General features: G+C 36.9%; 24 protein-coding genes, 7 tRNA genes, 2 pseudogenes and 1 other annotated feature. Of the genes and pseudogenes, 7 read left to right on the top strand and 26 right to left on the bottom strand.

Going from position 1 to position 23,911, the window contains the following annotated elements; translation table 11 throughout:
* Positions 1-107 precede the first annotated feature (107 nt).
* The 8 genes from ilvA to T529_RS0109130 form a co-directional block, all read right to left on the bottom strand.
* The gene (gene ilvA / locus T529_RS0109160) at positions 108-1,310 is read right to left on the bottom strand and encodes a threonine ammonia-lyase (RefSeq protein ID WP_033163306.1); all 1,203 of its coding nucleotides are present in this window, start codon (positions 1,308-1,310) and stop codon (positions 108-110) included.
* Positions 1,311-1,477: 167 nt separating this feature from the next.
* A complete protein-coding gene (locus tag T529_RS0109155; RefSeq protein ID WP_033163305.1) occupies positions 1,478-1,660 on the bottom strand; it encodes a DUF4250 domain-containing protein in 183 nt (60 codons plus the stop codon).
* Positions 1,661-1,992: 332 nt separating this feature from the next.
* A complete protein-coding gene (locus T529_RS12370; protein WP_051646943.1) occupies positions 1,993-3,222 on the bottom strand; it encodes a hypothetical protein in 1,230 nt (409 codons plus the stop codon).
* The gene (locus T529_RS12635; RefSeq protein WP_051646942.1) at positions 3,152-3,679 is read right to left on the bottom strand and encodes a hypothetical protein; all 528 of its coding nucleotides are present in this window, start codon (positions 3,677-3,679) and stop codon (positions 3,152-3,154) included. The genes T529_RS12370 and T529_RS12635 overlap by 71 nt, the downstream gene beginning before the upstream one ends.
* A 90-nt stretch (positions 3,680-3,769) precedes the next feature.
* The gene (locus T529_RS0109145) at positions 3,770-4,339 is read right to left on the bottom strand and encodes a rhomboid family intramembrane serine protease (protein WP_033163304.1); all 570 of its coding nucleotides are present in this window, start codon (positions 4,337-4,339) and stop codon (positions 3,770-3,772) included.
* On the bottom strand, positions 4,336-5,124 hold the full coding sequence (locus T529_RS0109140) for an immunoglobulin-like domain-containing protein (protein WP_081823104.1): 789 nt from the start codon (positions 5,122-5,124) through the stop codon (positions 4,336-4,338). The genes T529_RS0109145 and T529_RS0109140 overlap by 4 nt, the downstream gene beginning before the upstream one ends.
* Before the next feature lie 56 nt (positions 5,125-5,180).
* Complete coding sequence (ispF, locus tag T529_RS0109135; RefSeq protein ID WP_033163303.1) at positions 5,181-5,654, bottom strand: 2-C-methyl-D-erythritol 2,4-cyclodiphosphate synthase; 474 nt, start codon at positions 5,652-5,654, stop codon at positions 5,181-5,183.
* A 66-nt stretch (positions 5,655-5,720) separates the two neighbouring features.
* Positions 5,721-7,322 carry a CTP synthase gene (locus T529_RS0109130; protein WP_033163302.1) on the bottom strand — a complete coding sequence of 534 codons (1,602 nt, stop codon included), beginning with the start codon at positions 7,320-7,322 and terminating at the stop codon, positions 5,721-5,723.
* A 347-nt stretch (positions 7,323-7,669) separates the two neighbouring features.
* Here T529_RS0109130 and T529_RS0109125 point away from each other — a divergent pair, with 347 nt between their 5' ends.
* Together T529_RS0109125 and T529_RS0109120 are read left to right on the top strand one after the other, a co-directional pair.
* Complete coding sequence (locus tag T529_RS0109125) at positions 7,670-8,365, top strand: response regulator transcription factor (RefSeq protein WP_033163301.1); 696 nt, start codon at positions 7,670-7,672, stop codon at positions 8,363-8,365.
* Complete coding sequence (locus T529_RS0109120) at positions 8,362-9,516, top strand: sensor histidine kinase (protein WP_033163300.1); 1,155 nt, start codon at positions 8,362-8,364, stop codon at positions 9,514-9,516. Before T529_RS0109125 ends, T529_RS0109120 begins: the two co-directional genes overlap by 4 nt.
* Positions 9,517-9,596: 80 nt before the next feature.
* Here T529_RS0109120 and T529_RS0109115 read toward each other — a convergent pair whose 3' ends face one another.
* Positions 9,597-10,184 carry an MBL fold metallo-hydrolase gene (locus tag T529_RS0109115; protein ID WP_033163299.1) on the bottom strand — a complete coding sequence of 196 codons (588 nt, stop codon included), beginning with the start codon at positions 10,182-10,184 and terminating at the stop codon, positions 9,597-9,599.
* A gap of 132 nt (positions 10,185-10,316) precedes the next feature.
* Here T529_RS0109115 and T529_RS0109110 point away from each other — a divergent pair, with 132 nt between their 5' ends.
* Entirely contained in the window at positions 10,317-11,678 is a 1,362-nt protein-coding gene (locus T529_RS0109110) for an MATE family efflux transporter (RefSeq protein ID WP_202962290.1), read from the top strand.
* A gap of 102 nt (positions 11,679-11,780) precedes the next feature.
* On the opposite strand, the gene T529_RS0109105 is transcribed toward T529_RS0109110, so the two are convergent.
* The 5 genes from T529_RS0109105 to T529_RS0109085 all read right to left on the bottom strand — a co-directional run bounded on the left by T529_RS0109105 (position 11,781) and on the right by T529_RS0109085 (position 12,222).
* Positions 11,781-11,854, bottom strand: a tRNA-Gly gene (locus tag T529_RS0109105).
* Positions 11,855-11,865: 11 nt separating this feature from the next.
* Positions 11,866-11,954, bottom strand: a tRNA-Leu gene (locus T529_RS0109100).
* A gap of 5 nt (positions 11,955-11,959) precedes the next feature.
* Positions 11,960-12,043 (bottom strand) — tRNA-Tyr (locus T529_RS0109095).
* Between the two features lie 6 nt (positions 12,044-12,049).
* Positions 12,050-12,125, bottom strand: a tRNA-Thr gene (locus tag T529_RS0109090).
* Positions 12,126-12,146: 21 nt separating this feature from the next.
* A tRNA-Val gene (locus T529_RS0109085) sits at positions 12,147-12,222 on the bottom strand.
* A gap of 172 nt (positions 12,223-12,394) precedes the next feature.
* Here T529_RS0109085 and T529_RS0109080 point away from each other — a divergent pair.
* The 4 genes from T529_RS0109080 (at position 12,395) to T529_RS0109065 (ending at position 14,333) form a co-directional block, all read left to right on the top strand.
* Positions 12,395-12,733, top strand: a complete 339-nt coding sequence (locus T529_RS0109080; RefSeq protein ID WP_033163298.1) for a P-II family nitrogen regulator — start codon at positions 12,395-12,397, stop codon at positions 12,731-12,733.
* A gap of 27 nt (positions 12,734-12,760) precedes the next feature.
* On the top strand, positions 12,761-14,008 hold the full coding sequence (locus T529_RS0109075) for an ammonium transporter (RefSeq protein ID WP_033163297.1): 1,248 nt from the start codon (positions 12,761-12,763) through the stop codon (positions 14,006-14,008).
* A 167-nt stretch (positions 14,009-14,175) separates the two neighbouring features.
* Positions 14,176-14,252, top strand: a tRNA-Asn gene (locus tag T529_RS0109070).
* 5 nt (positions 14,253-14,257) lie between these two features.
* Positions 14,258-14,333, top strand: a tRNA-Glu gene (locus tag T529_RS0109065).
* 78 nt (positions 14,334-14,411) lie between these two features.
* On the opposite strand, the gene T529_RS0109060 is transcribed toward T529_RS0109065, so the two are convergent.
* The 12 genes and pseudogenes from T529_RS0109060 to tnpA form a co-directional block, all read right to left on the bottom strand.
* Complete coding sequence (locus T529_RS0109060) at positions 14,412-14,966, bottom strand: DJ-1 family glyoxalase III (protein WP_033163296.1); 555 nt, start codon at positions 14,964-14,966, stop codon at positions 14,412-14,414.
* 344 nt (positions 14,967-15,310) lie between these two features.
* Positions 15,311-16,168 carry an acetylglutamate kinase gene (argB, locus tag T529_RS0109055; protein ID WP_033163295.1) on the bottom strand — a complete coding sequence of 286 codons (858 nt, stop codon included), beginning with the start codon at positions 16,166-16,168 and terminating at the stop codon, positions 15,311-15,313.
* A gap of 11 nt (positions 16,169-16,179) precedes the next feature.
* Positions 16,180-17,394 (bottom strand): bifunctional ornithine acetyltransferase/N-acetylglutamate synthase, encoded by a 1,215-nt coding sequence (argJ, locus tag T529_RS0109050; RefSeq protein ID WP_033163294.1) that lies wholly within the window; start codon positions 17,392-17,394, stop codon positions 16,180-16,182.
* A gap of 13 nt (positions 17,395-17,407) precedes the next feature.
* Complete coding sequence (gene argC / locus T529_RS0109045; RefSeq protein WP_033163293.1) at positions 17,408-18,445, bottom strand: N-acetyl-gamma-glutamyl-phosphate reductase; 1,038 nt, start codon at positions 18,443-18,445, stop codon at positions 17,408-17,410.
* A complete protein-coding gene (gene argH, locus T529_RS0109040) occupies positions 18,442-19,821 on the bottom strand; it encodes an argininosuccinate lyase (protein WP_051646941.1) in 1,380 nt (459 codons plus the stop codon). The genes argC and argH overlap by 4 nt, the downstream gene beginning before the upstream one ends.
* A gap of 12 nt (positions 19,822-19,833) precedes the next feature.
* Positions 19,834-21,048: an argininosuccinate synthase gene (locus tag T529_RS0109035; protein ID WP_033163291.1), complete on the bottom strand. Its 1,215-nt coding sequence runs from the start codon at positions 21,046-21,048 to the stop codon at positions 19,834-19,836.
* Positions 21,049-21,158: 110 nt separating this feature from the next.
* Positions 21,159-21,370: a binding site (T-box leader), on the bottom strand.
* Positions 21,371-21,483: 113 nt separating this feature from the next.
* Entirely contained in the window at positions 21,484-22,368 is an 885-nt protein-coding gene (locus T529_RS0109030) for a 3-hydroxyacyl-CoA dehydrogenase family protein (protein WP_033163290.1), read from the bottom strand.
* Positions 22,369-22,443: 75 nt separating this feature from the next.
* The gene (locus tag T529_RS0109025) at positions 22,444-22,566 is read right to left on the bottom strand and encodes a rubredoxin-like domain-containing protein (protein WP_033163289.1); all 123 of its coding nucleotides are present in this window, start codon (positions 22,564-22,566) and stop codon (positions 22,444-22,446) included.
* Positions 22,567-22,655: 89 nt separating this feature from the next.
* Complete coding sequence (locus T529_RS0109020; protein WP_033163288.1) at positions 22,656-22,856, bottom strand: hypothetical protein; 201 nt, start codon at positions 22,854-22,856, stop codon at positions 22,656-22,658.
* Positions 22,853-22,996: pseudogene (locus T529_RS13800) on the bottom strand (hypothetical protein); the annotation flags it as partial. The gene T529_RS0109020 and the pseudogene T529_RS13800, both read right to left, overlap by 4 nt.
* 132 nt (positions 22,997-23,128) lie before the next feature.
* Positions 23,129-23,272 carry a hypothetical protein gene (locus T529_RS13170; RefSeq protein WP_156032233.1) on the bottom strand — a complete coding sequence of 48 codons (144 nt, stop codon included), beginning with the start codon at positions 23,270-23,272 and terminating at the stop codon, positions 23,129-23,131.
* 189 nt (positions 23,273-23,461) lie between these two features.
* Positions 23,462-23,911 (bottom strand): annotated as a pseudogene (tnpA, locus tag T529_RS12365) (IS200/IS605 family transposase); the annotation flags it as partial.

The raw sequence follows: 23,911 nt of genomic DNA, 5'->3' as shown, positions 1-23,911 counted from the left end.
GCAAGCACAACAATAAAAAACAAGGCCAAATCTAATTGACCTTGCTTGGTAGTTGTTTTGGATATTTTCTCTGTCTACTTGACAGGGGTCATATCAAAAGACATAGCTTAATTGATTCTTGTAATTTTATAGCCATCTTTCATGAAGGCATCAATGATCTGTGCAATATGCTTTTCACCATTCGTTTCACAAGTCACACGTAATTCCACTTCACCAAAGTCTTCAAAGTTTCTAAACTGGTTGTGGTCAACCGCAATAACATTCGCATTACATGAAGCAAGCACTTGGGCAACATAAACAAGCTGTCCTGGTTTATCCGGGAGCTGTACTGAGAATGAGAAGATACGTCCTCTTTCAATTAAGCCCTTGTTGATCATTGAAGAGATACTTCTTACATCAATATTACCACCTGATACAAGACAAACAACTTTCTTATTCTTAAGATTGAGCTTCTTTAATGCAGCAAGAGGAAGAATACCTGAGTTTTCTGCTACCAGTTTATGTTTTTCCACCATTACTAAGAATGCTTTCATTAATTCATAATCTGATACAGTAATAATACCATCAACATATTCCTTAATATATTCAAATGGTAACTTACCAATTGTCTTTACAGCTGTACCATCCGCAATAGTATTAGCTTCTTTTAAAGAAACAACTCTATCTTCATTAATAGCTGCCAAAGCACTTGCTGCACCTTCTGGTTCAACACCAATAATCTTAATACGAGGATTGATAGATTTAGCTGCAGCTGCAACACCGGAAATCAATCCACCACCACCTACTGGTACAAGAATTACATCAGTATCAGGTAATTCCTCTAAGATTTCTAAGGCAATTGTGCCCTGTCCTTCAATGACATCTTCATCATCAAATGGATGAACCAATGTATAGCCATTCTTTTTCACAAGCTCCATACATTTATTGTAGGCATCATCATACACTTCGCCATGTAAGACAACTTCTGCGCCAAGTTTTTCTGTGTTTTCAACCTTAATAAGTGGCGTATGAGCAGGCATACAGATGACTGCCTTGGCACCTAATTCTCTAGCTGCATAGGCAACACCCTGGGCATGGTTACCTGCTGAAGCAGCAATAAGTCCCTTTGCTTTTTCTTCTTCGGATAACTTTCTAATCTTGTTGTATGCTCCACGTATCTTAAAAGCGCCAGTCTTCTGTAAGTTTTCTGGCTTAATATACACTTGATTACGACATTCTGTTGAGAATGGTTCACTATAAATGAGCGGAGTAGGTGTGATGACTTCATCAACACGTTCTTTCGCTGCTTTAAAATCTTCTAACTTAAGCATTCACAAATCCTCCATAATTATGCCTCATATTATAGCACTATCATCCCAATATTTATATCACTTTTGTAGGAAATCCACAAAGTATAATACAATTATTTTTACTAAACCAAACTTTTACTTAATAAAAAAGAGCTTCATCTCTCTTGAAGCCCTTCTTTAAGTTTATATTACTTAAACTGGTTAAGTTCTGGATCATATGTGTAATCGATTGATAATGCTTTCAAGATTAACTCATCATCTTTTACATCATAGTCATCACAAAGTGCATCTAATGAATCGTATTCGTCTCTTAATTTAGTGTTTAAGAAAGAAACAAGTACATGTGCATCTGTTGGCAACTTTTTCTCCATAAATATGCCTCCTATAACAATCCAACAATGATTCTCATGAGCAAACATAATATATCAACTTTATCCCAATTAATCAATACTTTTTCATTATTGATTTTCCCAGCTTAAAGACGAAGTGATATATTACTATTCCCCTTCCGTTAATATAATATGTCATCAATACATCTTTGTAAAGTGCTTGTTTACACAACAATAATAAAATAAATATAATTCTATTATTTTTTATACTCCTAATCATTCTTCAATCAATAGGTATTTTTATTTCAAATGAATTTATTCATAGCAATATTTATTTTCAATCAAAAGAAGCTCATTTTAGAGCTTCTTCATTGTTAGGCATTGAGTGCTTTGCCATTGACATAGAGTTTATAGCCATTGAAATTGATATTGCTATAGGTGCTATCAGCATCTTCTAGAGATGAAACATATGTATCACCTGTTAATGTGGTCTTGGATGAGGCATCAAGCGTAAGCTTAACGCTTTTAGCACTTTGATCACTATTGATTTGTCCTGTATATTTTGAACCATTCTTTAGATTGAATGTTAGTGTTGAAAGTTTATCTAGGTTAATTGCACCATTCAATGTCTGACTGTCTGCATTTAGTGTTACATTGCCACCATTATGTCCATTATTCCCCCATTCACTCGTAGCTTTGATGGACATTAATATGCCTGAGCCAAAATTTAGTGTTGTATTCTTTAAGTTCACGATGGCTGATGTATTGGTTACAAAGAACATTGGTGCACTCTTATAGACAGATGATGTTGACTGGATGGAAAGTGTAGAATTTGCTGAGGTGAAGTTGGCTGTACCGTTACCTGCATCACCGCTCATTGACTGATAAAGCATCACACCGGCACTATCGACATTATTGCGATTGCCCAAACCACTAGCACTAAGTGTACTATTTGTGATAGTAGCACTATTCTTGCCTTCAACAACGACATTCTGACTTCCATTCACATTTCCTTTAGAATTCGTAAGTGTAATCTTTCCTGTTGAATAGATTACAGGTGAGCCTTTGCCATTTGTTTCTAGTGTAGAATGATCGACTGTTACGCTCCCTTCGCCACGATCCGTAGCTAAAGCAGCTGAGCTTGTTCCCTGGGTTGTGATTTTGAGATTCTTACCGACAATAGTTCCACCATAGGTAGCATCCAAGCCTCTTGCCCCACTTGATCCTGTTGTTGTAATAGTGGAATTAGTGATAGTGATTTTGCTTGAACTTCCTGATGCAAAGACAGCATTGCTTGCCTTGCCCGTTGTTTGAATTGTAGCATTCTTGATTGTAGCTGTGCCATTCTTCTGGACAAGAACAGCGGCATTAACTCCGTTGAATTCAGAGCTTTCAGTATTTGTGGCATCACCGGATTTCGTAACTTTACCCGTAATTGTTGCTTTTCCCCCGCTTTTTACCAATACTGCACTTTCATCCGATTTTGTCGAGCTGGCATTGTTGACAGTTTTGGTGGACGTGACAGTTGTTGAACTAGAAGCATTTGTTGTGTTTCTTTGGGCCAAATGTCCATTTTCTATATTCACAAGATAATGCTTTGTCATATATATAGCTTTCACCTGCTGTCATAAGTATAGCAGCTAGAATGCCTGCTACAACACGATCCTTGTTTCCCATGACTTCTTTAAAAGTCTTCTTATTGCCTTTTGATATAATGAGATAAACAACAACTAAGGCAATGGACAATGATTCAGCCCCAAAAGCTACATAATAACCCGTTGGTAATATCTTGTTGTGCATTGTTCTAGGCATATTACCTTTGATTGAGCCATTGGGTTTGCTTGGTGGATTGCCATTTGGTGGATTGCCATTTGGTGGTACTGCATTGTTGGAATTGGAAGATTGTGCATTATTTGTATCAGAGGAGTTATTATGTGGTGCTTCTAGTTGGCCTGAAGCACCTTTTGTGTTTGACTTGGATAGGTACATTGTTACAGCGGTCAATGCGAGTAATCCTGTTAAGGTTACTGCAGCAATGATATTTTTCGTTTTTCTTTGCATATCTTTCACCTCGTACTTAAAGTGTAGGATGATAATATGTGAAAGATATCATATAAAGATGTTAAAAAAGGAAATATCAACTGATATTTCCTAGATATAGTGTATGAGATAGAGGAAGAAAATAAAGAGATATCCTCCTAACATGCCACCTAAGTGTCCACTTTTAGAGATATGGGGAATAAAGAATGTTGCCCCCAAGTTAATGATGATGGCATAGATATTGCTTGTAAGCATTGTTGTGAAATAGCCTCCCGCAAAGAGCCCTAAGGCAATCATCGCACCTAAATAGCCAAAGAAGACACCGGATGCCCCAAGCGTCAAGGCATGTCTTGCACTTTCAAAGTAAAAGCTTGAAGCATAAACAATAAATCCTGTAGATAACATACAAACTATTAGTAATGCAAGATATACAGGCTCTGTCATAATCATTTCAAAATAATGTCCTAAAGAATAAATACAGTAGACATTCATGAATAGATGCAAGAAGTCAACATGAATAAAATTACAAGTAAATATACGCCAATATTCATGATCATTACTGACCTTCTCTGGATACATTGCACCTAATCGCATTGCTGTCGCATAATAATCATCATCCGCAATAAAGTGAATATAAATCCAGATACCAATACATATTAAGATATAGATATTTGTGATCATTCAACAATTACCTTTCGTGTTTTGATTGTTTCGTTTTCTGATGAATCCACAACTCTGTATCGTAGTGTATAGACAGCTGGATGGCTTGTATCCACACTGCCAATGACTTCTATCTTCTTTGTGATATCGCCATCAACGGCATCATAAGCACTAACGCCCGATAATGGATCAAAGCTTGAATTCACTGCTATTTTAATATTGTTGATACCTTTAATAACTGGTGGTTCTGTATTACGTACAACAACAATCTTTACCCTTAATGGTGCTGATTCGTTACCATTGTTGTCAATGACAACAACACGTTCGATATATGTGCCATAATTCTTATAGCGCTTATACTTAGTGAGGTCTTTTGAATCATCAGCTGACTGGAAATAGACATTGGTGAGGGAAGCATCTTCAATATGACCGATGGTATCTTTGGCATAAAGCTGTTCACCCTTTGTCACTCTAAAGACAACCTGTTTGAGGGTGACTTTAGGTTTGGTATTATCTACGATTTTAATGGTGAAATGGAGTTCTTCATCAAGATAGGATGCTGTTGCTTTATAGGTACCGACTTTGTTTTCTACATTTTTTAAATTCAAGACGACACTTTGTGAAACACGTTTTGAAGCATTCACATAGTAATCAACTTCAGTAGGAATCTGGGTGCCATATTCAAAGATAAAGACATCTTTCTTTAATGAAAAGATTGTCATTGTAGCAGCTATATAAGTCAAAAAAGCGACAGTGACCATGAAGAATAAGAGTACGATAATAATGATACGATTCTTGATCTTCATGCTTCCACCTCCATGAGTTTATTATAGTCAAGATGGACGTAAATGCAATTTACATATTATGCATTTTCCAAAAGTACAACAGCTTGGCTGACAATACCTTCTCCTCTTCCAACAAAACCCATCTTTTCTCCACGTGTTGCTTTAATGTTAATGTTGTTAACATCGGTATGAAGAGTTTGGGCAATATTCTCTCTCATAGCTGTAATATGGGGTGCCATTTTAGGTTGTTCAGTCATGATGATGGCATCAACATTGCCTATCTTATAATGATGGTTAACCATCATTTCATATGTCTTTTCTAAAAGAATCATTGATGAAATACCTTTATATTGGGGATCTGTATCAGGGAAGTGTTTGCCAATATCTCCTTCTCCCATTGCCCCAATAATAGCTTCAATGATGGCATGAAGTAATACATCTGCATCACTATGTCCTTTTAAGCCTTTTTCATAAGGGATATGTACGCCTCCTAGTATTAAGGGACGCCCTTCTACTAATTGATGAATATCTATTGATTGTCCTATACGCATATCAATGTCCTCGCTTTCAACAAAATTATACTTCAAAAAAAGGAATGTTTGTACATTCCTTTCATTTTAATGATATTTCTTGTCATGGGCTGCTTTGATTAAGCCTTTAAATAATGGATGTGGTTCATTAGGTCTTGATTTGAATTCTGGATGGAACTGACAAGCAATGAAATATGGGTGGTTTGGTAATTCAATAATTTCTACTAAATTACGCTTAGGATTACGGCCTGAGAAGACAAGCCCCTTGGAAGCAAGTTCTCCTTTATAGACATTGTTGAATTCATATCTATGACGATGTCTTTCATGAATAGTATCCTGGCCATAAAGTTCATGTGCTAAACTACCTGGTGCTAGTTCACAAGTATAGTTACCTAAACGCTGTGTACCGCCCATTTCTTCCATTGTCTGATCCTGCATTAAGCTGATTAATGGTGTCATGCAGTTCTTATCGAATTCAAGCGAATTGACATCATCTAGCTTACATACATTTCTTGCGAATTCAATAGAAGCTAATTGCATACCTAAACAAATACCTAGGAATGGTAAATTGTTTTCTCTCGCATAGCTAATCGCAACAATCATACCTTCAATACCACGATTACCAAAGCCACCTGGTACAATAATACCATCAGCTCCTTCAAGCATCTGTGCAACATTTTCTTTATTGATTTCTTCTGAGTTTACCCACTCAATATTTACATCTGAATTATTCACATAACCAGCATGTCTTAATGCTTCATTAACTGAAATATAAGCATCTGGTAATTGTACATATTTACCAACAAGCTTAATTGTAACAGTGTCTTTTAAGTTCTTAACTGTATTGATCATCTCTGCCCATTCATTCATATCAGCCTTTGGTGCATCAATACGTAAATGATTTAAGACTAAATCATCCATATGTTGTTCTACAAGAAGCATTGGAAGATCATATAAAACATCAACATTATAGTTAGAAATAACGGCTTCTGTTGGGACATTACAGAACAATGAAATCTTTTCTTTTAAATCTTGTGTTATTTCATGACCGCTTCTTGCCACGATCATATCTGGCTGAATGCCATAGCCTAATAATTCTTTTACAGAATGCTGTGTTGGTTTTGTCTTCACTTCTTTAGAGCCATCAATATATGGCAATAAAGTTGTATGGATATAGAATGTGTTTTCATATCCTAAGTCTAAACGTACCTGACGGATAGCTTCAATAAATGGTAATGATTCCATATCACCTACTGTACCACCAATTTCCGTAATGACGATATCGGCATTACTGCTATGCGCAGCAGCATAGATCTTACTCTTGATTTCATTTGTGATATGAGGAACAACCTGTACTGTTGCTCCTAAATAGTCTCCTCTTCTTTCCTTAGTGATTACATCACTATAAATACGTCCTGTCGTAACTGAAGAGTTTCTATTTAATTCTGTATCAATAAAACGTTCATAGTGTCCTAAATCCAAGTCTGTTTCCGCACCATCAGCAGTAACGAATACTTCACCATGCTGGTATGGAGACATTGTACCTGGGTCTACATTAATATAAGGATCGAGTTTTTGCATAAAAACTTTTAATCCGCGGTTTTTAAGAATACGTCCTAATGAGGCTGCTGTTAGGCCTTTACCTAAACCTGAAACAACACCACCTGTTACAAAGATAAATTTTGCCATATATTACTCCCTTCTTCTGGATAAAAAAGAAAAAACAACTCACACATTTGGAGTTGCCCTTCACGATTATAACAAATGTCTTTTACTATGACAATTCTTTTTTAAATTTCTTCAAAACGAATTTTAGTGCGAAAAAACAGTTTTCTAACACATACATGAACTCTTGAAATAGGCATTATAAAGCTTAGAAAGAACAAGAGGTCTGATTTCCTTTTCTCTTTGTTTTGTAAAAGCATGAGAAGCAATATAGAATAGAAATTAATTATTCTCTATAATAATTTGTACTGAAATGATTGCTTGATTAATTCTTCAATTACACTTATCATTGGAATAAGGAGGATTGAAGTATGGATACACCTCATATTTTAGTTGTTGATGATGAAAAAGAAATATGTGATCTGATTGAAATTTATTTGTCTCAGGAAGGTTATATTGTTCATAAGCGTTATGATGCTACAAACATCTTAAATGATATTAGGGATTATGATATTGAATTGGTTATCTTAGATGTGATGATGCCTGAAATCGATGGGATGCAAGCCCTGGAACTTATTCGTAGCAAGTATAATATTCCTGTTATTTTCCTTTCAGCCAAGACTTCAGAAGATGACAAGGTTGAAGGTTTAATGAAGGGTGCTGATGATTATATTGGCAAGCCATTTAATGCGAAAGAACTTGTTGCAAGAGTTAAGAGTCAATTAAGACGTTTCACTGTTCTCAATAAGCCTATTGAAGAGAACAATGGTGTAATTAATGCGAATGACTTAATTATTGATACAAACAAGAAACAAGTGACAATCAACGGTCAATTAGTTAGACTCACACGTATTGAATACAATATACTTGTCTTACTTGCCAGCAATCCTGAAAAAGTTTATTCAACAGAAGATATCTTTGAGACAATCTGGCATGAAAAACCTACAAATGCGAATAATACTATCATGGTACATATTAGAAAATTACGTGAGAAAGTAGAAAGGCAGCCAAGAACACCACGCCATATTAAGACTGTTTGGGGTATTGGTTATAAGTTTACGATATGATTGCGAAATTAAGACGCCTTTTTATTTCATCTTTCCGTTGGCGTATTCTTATTAATGTTACATTGAGTTATATTATTGCTACAGCGGTAGCATCTATTGTAGATTTAGGTATTTCTCTTCTTAAGTTTATTCATATTAGTGATAATGCCAACCTTTTACTTAATTATGTTATAACATTTAGTTTATTTATATCGATATTCTTTAAACTAATGAATATTACTTTAAGATATATTAATTCTCTCAACAAGACTATTCAGGATGTTACCCTTGGAGATTATGATGCGCGTTGTGAGATTGAATATGATGATGAATTAGGAATGTTAGCAGCCAACATTAATGCCCTAAGCAACACTTTGCACGAAAAAGAAAAAGAAGCAAATATTCTACGAGAAAACGAGCAGCTTGCATATGAAGCAGAGCGTAATGCTGAAAAACAAAAGAATGACTTGATTACCAATGTTGCTCATGATCTTCGTACACCATTGACTTCGGTTATTGGTTATCTTGATTTGATTGGTTCGAGTGATAATCTTTCCCATGAAGACATTATTAATTATGCACATATTGCATATAATAAATCACTACGTTTAAAATCAATGATGGATGATTTATTTGAATTTACTAAGCTTGATAATGCAAAGATTAAGATGAATTTGAATATTATTAATTTATCTGAACTTATTCTACAATTAACTGATGAATATACGTTGTTATTTCAGGAACATGCGATTGAACCAATCCTTTCAATTAAGGATCATAATCTTTATGTCATTGGAGATGGGCAATTATTAGCACGTGTGTTTGATAATCTTTTTTCTAATGCTTTGAAGTATGGTTATGACCACTCTCAATTAAAGGTAGAGGTTATTGGTGATGAAAAAACTGTGACTATTAAGATTATGAATGAAGGAGATACAATCTCTAAAGAAGATTTGCCTTATATCTTTGATAAGTTCTATCGTGCCGATACGGCAAGAAGTACAAATGCTGGTGGAACAGGATTAGGACTAGCCATCGCGAAAAATATTGTTGAGATGCATAAAGGCCAGATCTTCATGACAAGTCATGATCACATCACAACCTTCATCGTTCAATTGCCACGTCATATTAAAAAAGAAAAAATGGATAAAGAAAGTCAAGGAACAAACTAGTATTCCTTGACTTCTTTTTTATAAATTAACTTATAATAAAAGAACCAAAAGTTTTAGCCAACTCATGGTTCAAAGATGCATTAAGCACCTAACGTGATTTCTTGCCCTGGTTTTAAAACCAACGCTTTTTTCGTCTTGAATGCCTTAACTTTCTCGTCATCAAAGAGATGTCCTGGAGCCATATGAACAGGTATCGCATACTTTGTATCTAGCAAATCTGCCACTCTGCTTGCTTCTGCCATATCCATATTATAGATTCCGTCAGTTGGCAGGATGGCATAATCTAGATTCTTAAAATACTTCATATCTTCAAAGTATGAAGTATCCCCTGCCCCATAGATTCTAATTCCATCTATATCCATAATAAATCCAACACAATCATCTGGATTATGATGTGCATTCATGGCAGGTACGCCTTCAATAATGATATTTTTGTAGTTATATATAGAATAATTCTTTTTATGAAGATCAGCATGCCTAATAATGACTCCACCTTTCTTCAAAGTAACAAGTTGTGTATTATTATGATCGTTATGTTCATGTGTAACAATAACTAAGTCTGCAGGTACATCATAACCTGTTCCAGCGTAGGGATCCACATAAACTACAATACCATTATCGGAAGTGATACGATAGCTGCCATGGCCTTGATATAATAATTTTGCCATAGTTTCACCTTCCTATTTCTTTTCATTATACGCTTTCTTATAAATAATGCAAAAAATCTAATTTTGAAAAAACACCAAATTATGAGAAGAGAAGTATATAATAAATTTATTAAAATATTCGGAGGTTATTTTATGGACCAAACAAAAATGAAAAATAGAGCCATAGATATGCTTCATGGTCCTATATTCAAAGGAATTGTGCTTTTTGCGATACCTATACTCATTTCTTCTATTTTCCAACAATTCTACAATACAATGGATACATTTATTGTTGGTAAGTTCTTAGGAGATCATTCACTTGCAGCTATTGGTTCTGTCAACTCAGTCTTTGACTTAATTAATGGTTTTGCGTTAGGCATTGGAAACGGTCTTGCAATCGTCACAGCAAGGGCTTATGGCAGTCAGGATGAAAGACTCCTAAAGAAAAGTGTTGCTGGGGCAATTGTTATTGGTATTCTCTCTTCAGTTGGTATTACTGTTATTGCTTTGCTTAGCATTAAGCCATTAATGCATGCCATCAATGTCCCCAATGCTATCTTTAATGAAGCTTACAGTTACATTTTCTGGATTATTCTCTTCTTAACAGTAATGTTTGCCTATAATCTTGCTGCAGGATTGTTACGTTCTATCGGCAATTCCTTTATGCCCCTTGTTTTTCTGATTTTCTCCTCATTATTGAATATTGGTTTAGATATCTTATTTATTACTCAGTTCCATATGGGGGTAGCCGGGGCAGCTATTGCCACAGTCATTGCTCAAGGGATATCCGTAATCTTGTGTTTCTTCTATATTATCAAATCCACACCTATTCTTATTCCTAATAGAAATGACTTTGTCTTTGACAAAGAGCTCTATAAAGATCTTGCTGGACAGGGCTATGCAATGGCCATGCAATCAGCAATTGTGAATTCTGGTTCCGTTATTCTTCAATCAGGTATTAATGGTTTAGGACAATATGTTATTGCAGGGCATACTGCCGCAAGAAAACTTTATATGTTCTGTAATATGCCTTTTACTAGTATGGGGCAGGGGATTGCAACCTTCATTTCTCAAAATAAAGGTGCCAACAATCCGAGCCGTATTAGAAGAGGTATGCTTGATGCTTATATTTATGACTTTATCGTTGCTGTAATATTGACTGTTTTATTATTGTTTGCAGCTCCAGCTATGGTTCGTTTTATCTCATCTTCCAACAATCCTATTGTCGTAGGAAATGGATCACTGTACTTAAGAATAGTTGCACCAAACTACTTTGTATTAGGAATCTTAATGCAAACAAGAAGTGCCTTACAAGGAATTGGTCAAAAGCTACTCCCACTTGTTTCAAGTGTTATTGAGTTTATAGGTAAAGTCATATTTGTCATCATCTTTATTCCACAATTCAAGTATATGGCTGTTATTTTTTGTGAACCATCAATCTGGCTAGTCATGACAGCTTATCTTCTCTTTGTCTTCTGGCGTGATCCCTTTATAAAATCAGGCAAAATGGCATAAATAAAGCTGTAGCACTAATGTGTTACAGCTTTTTCTATTTAATGGGGGATAGAAGTATAAAAAAAAACACAACTATAATGAGTTGTGTTCGTTTACTGTTATTGGAGCGGGTGATGGGAATCGAACCCACGTAGTCAGCTTGGAAGGCTGGAGTTCTACCATTGAACTACACCCGCAACACCAAAGATGGTGCCCTGGGCCGGAGTCGAACCGGCACGGAGTTTGAAGTCCGCGGGATTTTAAGTCCCGTGCGTCTACCAATTTCGCCACCAGGGCAAGGATGGTGGGGAGGGACGGATTCGAACCATCGAACCAAAAGGAACTGAGTTACAGTCAGCCGCGTTTAGCCACTTCGCTACCTCCCCATTAAATGGTGCCGACTATAGGAATTGAACCCACAACCTACTGATTACAAGTCAGTTGCTCTACCAATTGAGCTAAGTCGGCATTATCTAGTTTTAATACAAATGGTGGGAGCTAACGGGCTCGAACCGCTGACCCTCTGCTTGTAAGGCAGACGCTCTCCCAACTGAGCTAAGCTCCCTTCACCGAATGCTCATTTATAATATCAAATACACTTTATGGTGTCAATGGATTTTATGAGGTTTTGTTGTTATTTTCATAATTGATAATTTTATGTCATTTTGATAATTTAATCTTGCATATTAATAGTTTTCTATTATAATGATAATATCTTTTCAAGAAGGAGGGGCAATATGAAAAAGCTAGAAATTATTATTCGACCAGAGAAGTTTGAAGACTTAAAAAAGATTCTTGTTGATATGAAAGTATCGGGGATGAATATTTCTAACGTTATGGGCTATGGTAACCAGATGGGTTATGTAGAACAATATAGGGGTGTTGTCTACAATGTGAACCTGGTGCCAAAAATGAAAGTCGAAGTCATTGTCCGCGATGCCAAGGTTGATACGATTCTTGCAAGAATTGCTGAAGTGTTGCCAACTGGTAATGTTGGTGATGGTAAAGTATTCGTTTATGAATGCCTGGATGCTATGCGTATTCGTACTGGTGCTAAGGGCGAAGAAGCTTTATAGGTTTTATATGAATTAGGGGGAATACATATGAACACAATAAGATTAATCAACATTGTTTGGGTGTTTGTGGCAAGTTGCCTGGTTATGTTCATGCAGGCTGGCTTTGCCATTCTAGAAACAGGGTTTACGCGAAGTAAAAACGCAAACAACGTCCTGATGAAGAACTTAATGGACTTTTGTATTGGATCCATTGCATTCTTTGTCTTGGGATTTGGATTGATGTTCGGTAATGATGCCGGGGGGATTATAGGCTCAAGCGGATTCTTCAATCCAACAGGCTTGAAATTACAGGCTTTTAAAGATTTATCACCAACTGTCTATCTCTTTTTCCAGACAGTCTTCTGTGCGACAGCTGCAACAATTGTTTCAGGGGCTATGGCTGAGCGTACAAAATTTAAAGCTTACTTACTATATACATTTATTATTTCTCTTTGTATCTATCCTGTATCCGGTCACTGGATCTGGGGTGGTGGCTGGTTAGCTAAACTTGGTTTTGTAGACTATGCTGGTAGTGCTGCCGTTCATACAGTTGGCGGTGTTGCTGCATTAATGGGAGCCATTGCCTTAGGACCTCGTATTGGTAAATATAATAAGGATGGTTCTTCAAATGCCATCCCTGGGCATAACATTCCTTTAGGAGCTTTAGGTGTCTTTGTACTATGGTTCTGCTGGTTTGGATTCAACCCAGGCTCTTCTCTCGAAGCAGCAACATATGTTGGTCATACTGCCTTAACGACAAATTTAGCTGCCTGTACAGCTACAATTGTGACAATGTTTGTCACTTGGCATCGTTATGGTAAGCCTGATATCTCTATGACACTTAATGGTACTTTAGCTGGTTTAGTCGCTATTACTGCTGGTTGTCATGTCATTGATTATTATGGTTCTATGGCTGTTGGGGCTGTGTCTGGTGTATTGGTTGTCTTTGGTATTGAATTATTGGATAAGAAGTTCCATATTGATGATCCTGTTGGGGCTGTAGGTGTGCATTGCCTGAATGGTATCTGGGGTACAATTGCGGTTGGCTTATTTGCCACAAAAACACCTGTTACTTCTGCTGTAACTGGCTTGTTCTATGGTGGTGGATTCAAACAGCTTGGCATCCAGTTATTAGGCATTACATCAGTTGTTCTTTGGGTAGGTATTACAAGCTTCATTATGTTTAAAATTATCGCTAAAACAATGGGCTTACGTGCTAGTGCTCAGGAAGAGATTGGTGGTCTTGATATTGGTGAACATGGATCTCAGGCTTATCCTGAATTTATTACTAAATAGTTATTATCTTTTCTTACCTCTTTATATTTTATATATTTATCTTATATTAAAGAGATCTCTTCTAGATCTCTTTAATACTTTTCTTGAAACTTTTGCATAAACTTTTTCACTTTTTTGTAGACAAGGGTATTGATACATGTTATATTATGTGAGGTCCAAGGGGACATGCCTCAATAGCTCAGTTGGTTAGAGCATCTGACTGTTAATCAGGGGGTCGTAGGTTCGAGTCCTACTTGAGGCGCCATCTGTGGCGGATTGGAGAAACGGTTAACTCACATGCCTTTCACGCATGCATTCACGGGTTCGAATCCCGTATCCGTCACCATTGGATTACTACCTCTCATATGAGAGGTTTTTTATTTATATAGGCATTTTAAAAGAGAAGATATGCATATCTTCTCTTTTACTTTTTCAAATATTTATTATAAAGCATGCCTTCCTTAAGTGCTTCACTATCGCCACCAAGCAAGTCTACAAGACGATAAGCGAAGGCAAATGTTGTTGCTGGACCACGCGATGTTGTGAGATGGCCATCAGTAACAACTTCATCTTCAACATAATGTGTATTATTCAAATAGCTCTCAATCTCTTCTCCAGGATAACTTGTTACTGTTTTTCCTTCAACAATACCTGCTGCTCCTAATGCCATTGGTGCTGCACAAATAGCTGAGATATACTTTTCATCATGATCATAGTTCTTCAATAACGCTATCACACGATCATCATCTCTCAGTTTCCATGCACCAGCTCCACCAGGAAGAATGATCATGTCATATTGATCCATTTGGTTAAAGTTCTTATCTGCACGTACCATAATATTTCTTGCACTCACTACAACAAGTTCTTCATTCATTGAAATCATATCAACTTGAATACCTGCTCTTCTTAAAATATCAACAGTACCCAAGCATTCTATTTCTTCAAAACCGTCTGCTAATAATATTGCTGCATTTTTCATGTCATCATCATCCTTTTTTCTTCTATTATAGCTATATAAAGAGTATTTTTCAATATATGAAAACCGAATTAAGTAATCACGCTATTTTTAAGCTAATCAAATACTTTACTGCAATAATTACAAAAAAGTCATTTTCTAAGTACATCTTAATCAGGAAAACCTAGGGCATACTGCAATTCTTAGATACAAACTTCCTTGATGATATGGATATTTTCAATATAACAACCAATGTTATTGTCTCCCTGATAAAGACTACATATTATTTCAAAATTATGGAATATTATCCTAAAACAAAAGAACTAGAAGCAATTGATCACTTCTAGCTCTTAGTATACGAAAAAGAGTTATGCCCTTTTAAATAGCGTACCAAATCCTTCATCTGAAAAGATTTCAATAAGAATAGAATGTGGCAGACGTCCATCAATAATGACAGCTTTCTTCACACCACCCTTTAGTGCATTGACAATGCATTCCACCTTTGGAATCATCCCGCCAGCTATCACGCCAGCTTCCTCTAGCTTATCAACATCCCTAATTGTAACCTCTGAAATTAAAGATGCTTCATCATCCTTGTCCTTCAACAAGCCAGGTATATCCGATACAACTAATAAGTTCTCAGCACCTAATTCAGCCGCAATGGCCGCAGCCGCTGTATCCGCATTGATATTATAGGAGTTGCCATTCGTATCCATACCGACACTTGCTACAACAGGAATATACCCTTTGTCTAACAACGCTTCCACTAATTCACTATGAACAGCTGTAATTTCTCCTACATACCCCAGCTCCTCACTGACAGGTTTAGCTTCAAGAAGCATATTGTCGATACCGGAAAGCCCGACAGCTTTGTTAGCCTTTGCTTGTATTCTTTTGACAAGATTCTTATTCACCTTGCCAGCTAATACTTCCTGGACAATATCAATCGTATCAGCATCCGTATATCTTAAGCCATTGATGAATTTCGATTCAATATGGGCACGCTTTAAGGCATGGGAGATTTCAGGACCACCTCCATGCACAAGCACAACTTTAATGCCCACAAGATTCATCAGACAAACATCATCAATGACATTATTGATGAGATCTTCATCAATCATCGCATTACCACCATATTTCACAACAACAACCTTACCACGATATTCTTGAAGGTATGGAATGGCTGTTGAAAGAATATGGGCTTTTAGTACTGCATCCGTAGCCATCTACCTCCCTCCTATGTTCGATAGTCGCCATTAATTTTGACATAGTCATAAGTGAGATCACAGCCCCATGCCGTAGCGGAATAGTCACCATCATTGAGATCAATCGCAATAATGATTTCATCTTCACTCAGCACTTTAGTCGCAAACTCTTCATCAAACGTAACACCCATGCCATTATGGCAGACGTAGAGATTCCCTACTGTTGATTGTAAGTGAACATCAACCTTATTGACATCAACATCGGCAGGTGCATAGCCAATGGCACAAAGAATACGTCCCCAGTTGGCATCCTTGCCAAACATGGCTGCTTTAAAGAGCGAAGACGTAATAACGCTCTTAGCTACAGCTTTCGCATTCCAGACCGACTTGGCATGGGATACCTTGCATGTGAGCAGCTTTGTAGCACCTTCACCATCTTTCGCAATATCTCTTGAAAGTTGTTCACAAATATAGAACAGCGCATCTTCCATCACCTGGTAATCATGATCTTTGAAGACGATTTTCTTATTGCCTGCAAGACCATTACACATTACACAAAGCATATCATTTGTTGATGTATCACCATCAACAGAGACCATATTAAATGTATCATTGACAACTTCATGAATCATGATATCCAGCATTTCCTTGGAAATATCAACATCGCTTGTCACAAATGCCAGCATAGTTGCCATGTTGGGATGAATCATTCCACTGCCTTTCGCAATTGCTCCAATATGGGCAATCTGTCCATCAATAACGAACTCAACGGCATATTCTTTAGGCTTTGTATCCGTTGTCATAATACCCTGGACGGCATCATCAGAGCCATCCTTCTTCAAACCTGCCACAAGTTCATGCATATGCTCCTTAAATGGATCAATGACCATGGGCTGGCCGATCACACCTGTTGAAGCGACAATGACATCTTCTTCCTTAATGCCAAGTTCCTTAGCTAGCAGTTCTGATGTTTCCGTTGCAAGTTCAACACCATTACTGTTACATGTATTCGCATTCCCACTATTACAAATAATAGCCTGGGCAATACCATCTTTTAAATGTTTCTTTGTGACAATTAATGGTGCCCCTTTTACCTTATTTTGTGTATAGGTTGCTGCGGCAATACATGGTTCTTTTGAATAGATTAAGGATAAATCTTTCTTTGATTTATTCTTTCTCATTCCTGCATGTATCCCATTAGCCATAAAGCCTTCTGGTGCACAAACACCACCAGTTATATCTCTCATATCTTATTTCCCCCTAGAAAGAAGGGCCGACATAATTCAGTCCTGTATTTTCTTTTAAGCCAAACATTAAATTCATATTCTGAATAGCTTGGCCTGCTGTTCCTTTAACCATATTATCAATTGTTGAAACGACAATAAGTGTATGATTTCTTTCATCCATATGTAATGAAATATCACAATAGTTTGTATAAGTTACAAACTTAAGATCTGCTTGCTTACCTAATGATAAGACACGCACAAACTGTTCATCTTGATATGTTTCTTGATAAAGCTTATAAATATCTTCGAGTTTAATATCTTTTTTGAGATCAATATACATTGTTGAAACAATACCTCTATTGACTGGTAAAAGATGTGGTACAAAGGTAATATGTATGGCTTCCCCACTCATCTTTGTGAGCTCCTGCTCTATTTCAGGTGTGTGACGATGGTTGCCTGCTTTATATGGATGAAAGGATTCATTCGTCTTAGTGAAGTGCGTATCTTCTGTCAGTTTCTTTCCTGCCCCAGTTACTCCTGATGCCGAATTGACAATGATATGTTTATTAGCATAGAGATGATGAAGCATAATTGGATAGAGACCGAGCTGAACACTTGTTGGATAACAGCCTGGATTACCAATTAAACTAGCCTGTTTGATTTCGTTGCGGTGTGTTTCTGGTAAGCCATAGACCTGTTGTTGATGAAGGGCACTGTTTTCATACTTTTTGCCATACCAGAAAGCGTAGTCTTCTGGGTTATCGAGTCTAAAGTCAGCACCTAAATCTATAAACTTCTTGTTTTGATCTAGTGCTTTTTTGGCAAAGGGTTCACTGATGCCTGCTGGCAATCCCGCAAAAATGACATCTGCTCTTTCAATCACTTCATCTTCATCTTCTAAAAATGGCAGATCACAGATTTGATAGAAAGATGGATAAAGTTCTGAAACTTTCTTGTTGGCATCAGAATGCGCACTCACGCCTACAACTTCAACTTCAGGATGGTTCAGCAAGAATCTTAATACTTCACTTCCAGCATAACCACTTGCCCCAATAATTCCCGCCTTGATCATAATAATGCACCAGCTTTCTTAATTACTCTTGCGATATTGGTCTTTTCAATTTCTGGACTTGGACCACCAACAACAGCTCTATTCTTGACACATGTCTCTAAGCTAATAGCGTTGTAAACATCACCTTCAAACATATCAGTAAACTGTTTGAATTCAGAGAGCTGTAATGATTCAAGTGTTTCATTATTTTCAATGCAGTAAGCTACAAGCTTGCCTGTAATCTTATAGGCATCTCTAAAAGCCATACCCTTCTTTGTCAGATAATCTGCACAATCAGTTGCATTGATGAAGCCTTTAGCAGCTGCTTCTCTCATTTTGTCTTTATGTACTGTCATAGTTGCCAGCATTTCATCAAAGACTGGCAAACACAGTTTGACTTGATCCAAGGCATCAAAGAGTGTTTCCTTGTCTTCCTGCATATCCTTATTATATGCAAGAGGAATACCCTTCATGACTGTAAGAAGTGTAGAGACACTGTTGATGACTCTTGCACTCTTTCCTCTTACAAGTTCAGCAATATCGGGATTCTTCTTTTGCGGCATGATGGATGAACCTGTCGCATAAGCATCATCTAGATCGATGAACTTAAATTCCCAGCTGCACCAAAGAATGATTTCTTCAGAGAATCTTGACATATGCATCATGATAAGTGCCAAAGCATTAATGAATTCAATCGCATAATCACGATCACTCACACCATCAAGTGAATTATACATAATATCATTCATGCCTAGTTCTTCTGCTACAAACTGACGATCTAATGGATAGGTCGTTGTCGCAAGAGCACCACAGCCTAGAGGTGAGACATTTGTACGTTCATCAATATCGTTGAGACGATCCATGTCTCTTAAAAACATTTCTGCATAAGCCATCAAGTGATGGGCAAAGGTAATCGGCTGAGCTCTTTGCATGTGCGTATAGCCTGGCATAATTGTTCCGGTATGTTTTGAAGCAATAGTTGTTAGTGTTGTGATGAGGTGATGAAGAAGTTCTTTCACTTCTTTGATTTCATCATGTACATAGAGTCTTAAGTCAAGAGCAACCTGGTCATTTCTCGAACGGCCGGTATGCAGCTTCTTGCCTGAGACGGGATATTTCTTTGTCAGTTCTGCTTCAATAAACATATGAATATCTTCTGCATTGGGATCAAAGAGTAACTTGCCTTCTTCAATATCCTTTAATATCTCTTTAAGTCCTTGCTGGATTTCTTTGTAAGCTTGTTCATCAATAATACCTTGTTTGTAAAGCATCTTGCTATGGGCAAGAGAGCCTTTGATATCTTGGCGATACATACGGCAATCAAATGATATTGATGAATTAAACGCATTCACGTCTTCTGCTATTTCTTTACTAAATCTTCCTGCCCATAATGCCATAATGCTTTCCTCCTATAATTTATGTTCCTTAGCTTTTGCAATCATCTTAATTGGTAATCCATAAAGGTTGATAAAGCCTGCTGAATCAGCCTGGTTATAATCATCATCTTCACCAAATGATGCTGTTTGTTCTGAATAAAGTGTTGTTGGTGAAGTCATACCTGCTTCCATAATATTACCTTTATATAACTTCAGTTTTACATCACCGTTGACATTTTCCTGTGTCTTATCAACAAAGGCATTGATGGCTTCTGTTAAAGGTGAATACCAATAACCATTATAGAGAATGTCAGCTAATTCAAGACTGACTTTCTGTTTAAAGTGCTGTGTATATTTATCAAGTGTGATCTCTTCCAAGTCAGCATGTGCTTTATAAAGAATAGTACCACCTGGTGTTTCATAGACACCTCTAGACTTCATACCAACAAGTCTGTTTTCTACCATATCGATAATACCAATACCATTAGCACCACCGATTTCATTTAATTTTTCAATTAAAGCCACACCATCCATCTTTTCACCATTTAAAGCAACAGGAATACCTTTTTCAAAAGTAATTGTGATATATGTTGGTGTATCTGGTGCTTTTTCTGGAGAAACACCTAATTCTAGAATTTCATCATATTTTGGTTCATTAGCTGGATTTTCTAAGTCCAATCCTTCATGTGATAAGTGCCATAAGTTCTTATCTTTGGAATAGTTTGTTTCTCTGTTAATTTTAAGTGGGATCTTTCTTGCTTCTGCATAATCAATTTCGTCATCTCTTGATTTGATATCCCATACTCTCCAAGGTGCAATGATTGGCATATCTGGGGCAAAGGCCTTAATCGCAAGTTCAAATCTGACCTGATCATTACCCTTACCTGTACAGCCATGACAGATAGCGTCAGCGCCTTCTTTTTTCGCAATCTCTACTAACTTCTTACCGATAATAGGTCTTGCGAGTGAAGTACCAAGCAAGTACTTATCTTCATATTTTGCATTCGCTTTAATAGCTGGGAAAATGAAGTCATAAACAAAATCATGTTTTAAATCTAAACAATAGAATTTATCAGCACCAGTATTTAAGGCCTTTTGTTCAAGTCCTTCAAGTTCATCCTTCTGACCAACATCAGCTGCTACCGCAATAACTTCACAGCCATAATTCTCTTTTAACCAAGCAATGATAATTGATGTATCCAAACCACCTGAATAAGCTAAAACAACTTTATTAAATTTCTTTTCCATAATCTTTTTCCTCTACTTTTCTTATTTTCTTATTTATGAATCAAAACTTAACTCTCTTCGTCGGACTTTCATATCATTGCCTCCTCATCAAAAAACGCCTCTAGAAATATTCTAGAGACGTTCTATACGCGGTACCACTCTAGTTGCTCATATAAAATATATGAACCAACTCAATCCCTTAACGCAGGTTCACGTTTCCTCCTACTAAGTTCAAAGGAACACTCACAGGTGCGCTTCACTCCTAGTTCATCTAGTCACCTTTCACTCTGTATGACCTCGCTAAAGAATTCCTAAAAGCTACTCTCCTGGTCGAAGCTTTTTTATTTAACTTGGCTACATAATACGTTAACTCTTTTCAACTGTCAATAACTTTTTTGATTTTTTATTTCCTGTAACCATAAATATACAATTATTGTGTCGTATTATTCTAAATATCTATTCTTTATATAAAGCATCAAAGAGTTTTTGAAGCTTTGTATCACGAGCTTTTGTCGCTTCAACGTCCTTGCCATTGGCATAGTCATAGAAGCCTTTTTTCGTCTTTACGCCAAGTTCTCCACGTTCATAGTGTTCAGCAAGTTCTTTAGGAATTTCATGAGAATCTTCTAAATCTGGCATGAGATAGCTTGAGACATGATAGAACGTATCCAGGCCACCAAAATCCAATGTTTCAAGTGGACCTAAGCAAGCCCATCTAAAGCCTAAGCCATACTTCATGACATCATCAATACCTTCTTTAGAAACAACTCCAGCATCAACTAAACTCAACGCTTCTCTTACCACAGCCAACTGTAATCGATTAGCCGCAAAGCCTAAGACATCTTTATTGACAAGAACTGGTTTCTTGTCAATGGATAATGCTAAATCATAAATAGCTTTGGCTACATCATCTCTTGTATGATCATTCTTAATGATTTCTGTTAAGAGAATGAGTGTTGGTGGATTAAACCAGTGGAAGCCAATAAAGCGTTCTGGATGACTGACAGCTTCAGAGAGCTTGTTGATGGATAATCCTGATGTATTGGTTGCGATGATGGTATCATCTTTGACATATTGATCAAGTTCTTGATAGAAGGCAAACTTCTTATCAAAATCTTCAATAATATTTTCAATAATCAAGTCACAATCTCCAAACGCCTGCATATCGACAGTGTAGGCAATCTTCTCTCTTGAAGCCTCAGAGATCTTTGTTTTGGCTTTATCTAGTGTTTCCTGACGATGATTATAGAGCACAACATCATAGCCATATTTCGCAAAAATATCAGCCATGGAATAGCCCATTGTCCCTGCTCCTGCAATCACAATTTTCTTTATTTCCATAATTTCAACCTTCTTTCATAGCTTTATTTTAGCACAAAAAAAGAGCACTAACCTGAGCTAGTACTCAATAATCTATTATTCGTCGTCTTCTACAGGTGAGAATTGATCAGCACCTACACCACAAACTGGACATACATAATCTTCTGGTAATTCGTCACCTTCATATACGAATCCACAAACATCACAAACCCATTTCATAGACTATTTCCTCCTATTTCTTTTTGTGCCTTTATTATCAACTATCTTGCATGAAAATACAATCATTTTGCGTTAAAAAATGCATAAACTTAAATTAGTTTACGCCAATCATGTATACGATAGTATTCAGCTTCATCTTTATACATCTTATTATCTGCAAGTGTTATTGTTTCATTTATTTGCATCATATCTTCAGTATATGCAAACCCAACCGCAATGACATACTTTTTTATTTCACTGAGTTTTCTTTGTATAGCTTTTTTAGTTTCTAAGAAATCCTGTTCACTCATGAGTAGAAGCAGTACGATGAACTCATCGCCTCCTTCACGATAGATATTAGTATTGCTAAATTATCTTGAAAGCAGGAAGCAACTTTACATAATGCAGCATCACCAGCTGCAAGGCCATAACGATCATTGATAGTTTTAAGGCCATTGAGATCCTTTGGTCTTTTCTAGCTTGGCAATTCATTGCTGGAGGGCATTACGGTTATGGACATCCGTTAAGCTATCATAATTGCTTAGATGGTGAAGTTTCTGGATCATATGATGATTAGCTATTCTTACTCCAATAATTTGGAAGTCATCTCTAGAATAATACGGGTATTAATGAGGTCTGAGAATTCAAAATTATCAGCCCCAAGATATCCAGCAAGCTTCCCTTTATGATAGAACGGAGCAGCTATTAAACGATAGATTCCTGTCATTTTAAAATCTGATAATTAGACGGATAATCTTCTTTCAACATCTCAATATCAGGAATCAAAACCACGCCTAAAAGGCGTGGTTTGAACTGCGGCTATAAGCCTGTAATACCTGCTCGCGTCTAAAGGCGCTTGCTTTCACTTCGTTCAAGCTACCGCTCTTGACGCTCGCTATCCCTCAAAGGAATTTTTTTAATGCTTTGTTTTCTTGTCTTTTGTTATTCCTTTTTCGCTTCTTTTTCTCTTCGTTGCGTTTGAAAATGAATCCCCATACTCCTTGACACTCAGCTTATCCACCATTTGGTCATGCATCTCCTGCTCTCGGATATATTTTCCCACAGTTGCTGTATTCAGTCCTACTGTCGACAAATCCTTCAGACCAGAAATGTCTATTTCCAAACTTGTACTTCAGGTTCGCATGTCTGTCAAACATCATCAGCGCTGACTTTCCCTTCAGGTATCCCATGAACGAGCTTACGCTCAGCTTCGGAGGAATCTCGAGAAGAAGATGCACGTGGTCCGGTATGAGATGTCCTTCTACTATTTCCACTCCCTTGTACCTGCAGAGTTCCTTTATGATTTCCTTTAGGTCTTTTCGATATTGACCATATATTTCTTTTCGTCTATACTTTGGTGTGAATA

The sequence above is a fragment of the Sharpea azabuensis DSM 18934 genome (genome assembly GCF_000702165.1).
Lineage (GTDB): Bacteria > Bacillota_I > Bacilli_A > Erysipelotrichales > Coprobacillaceae > Sharpea > Sharpea azabuensis.
Note: the sequence above shows the minus strand (reverse complement) of the source record. Positions and strands in the feature narration are given on the sequence as shown.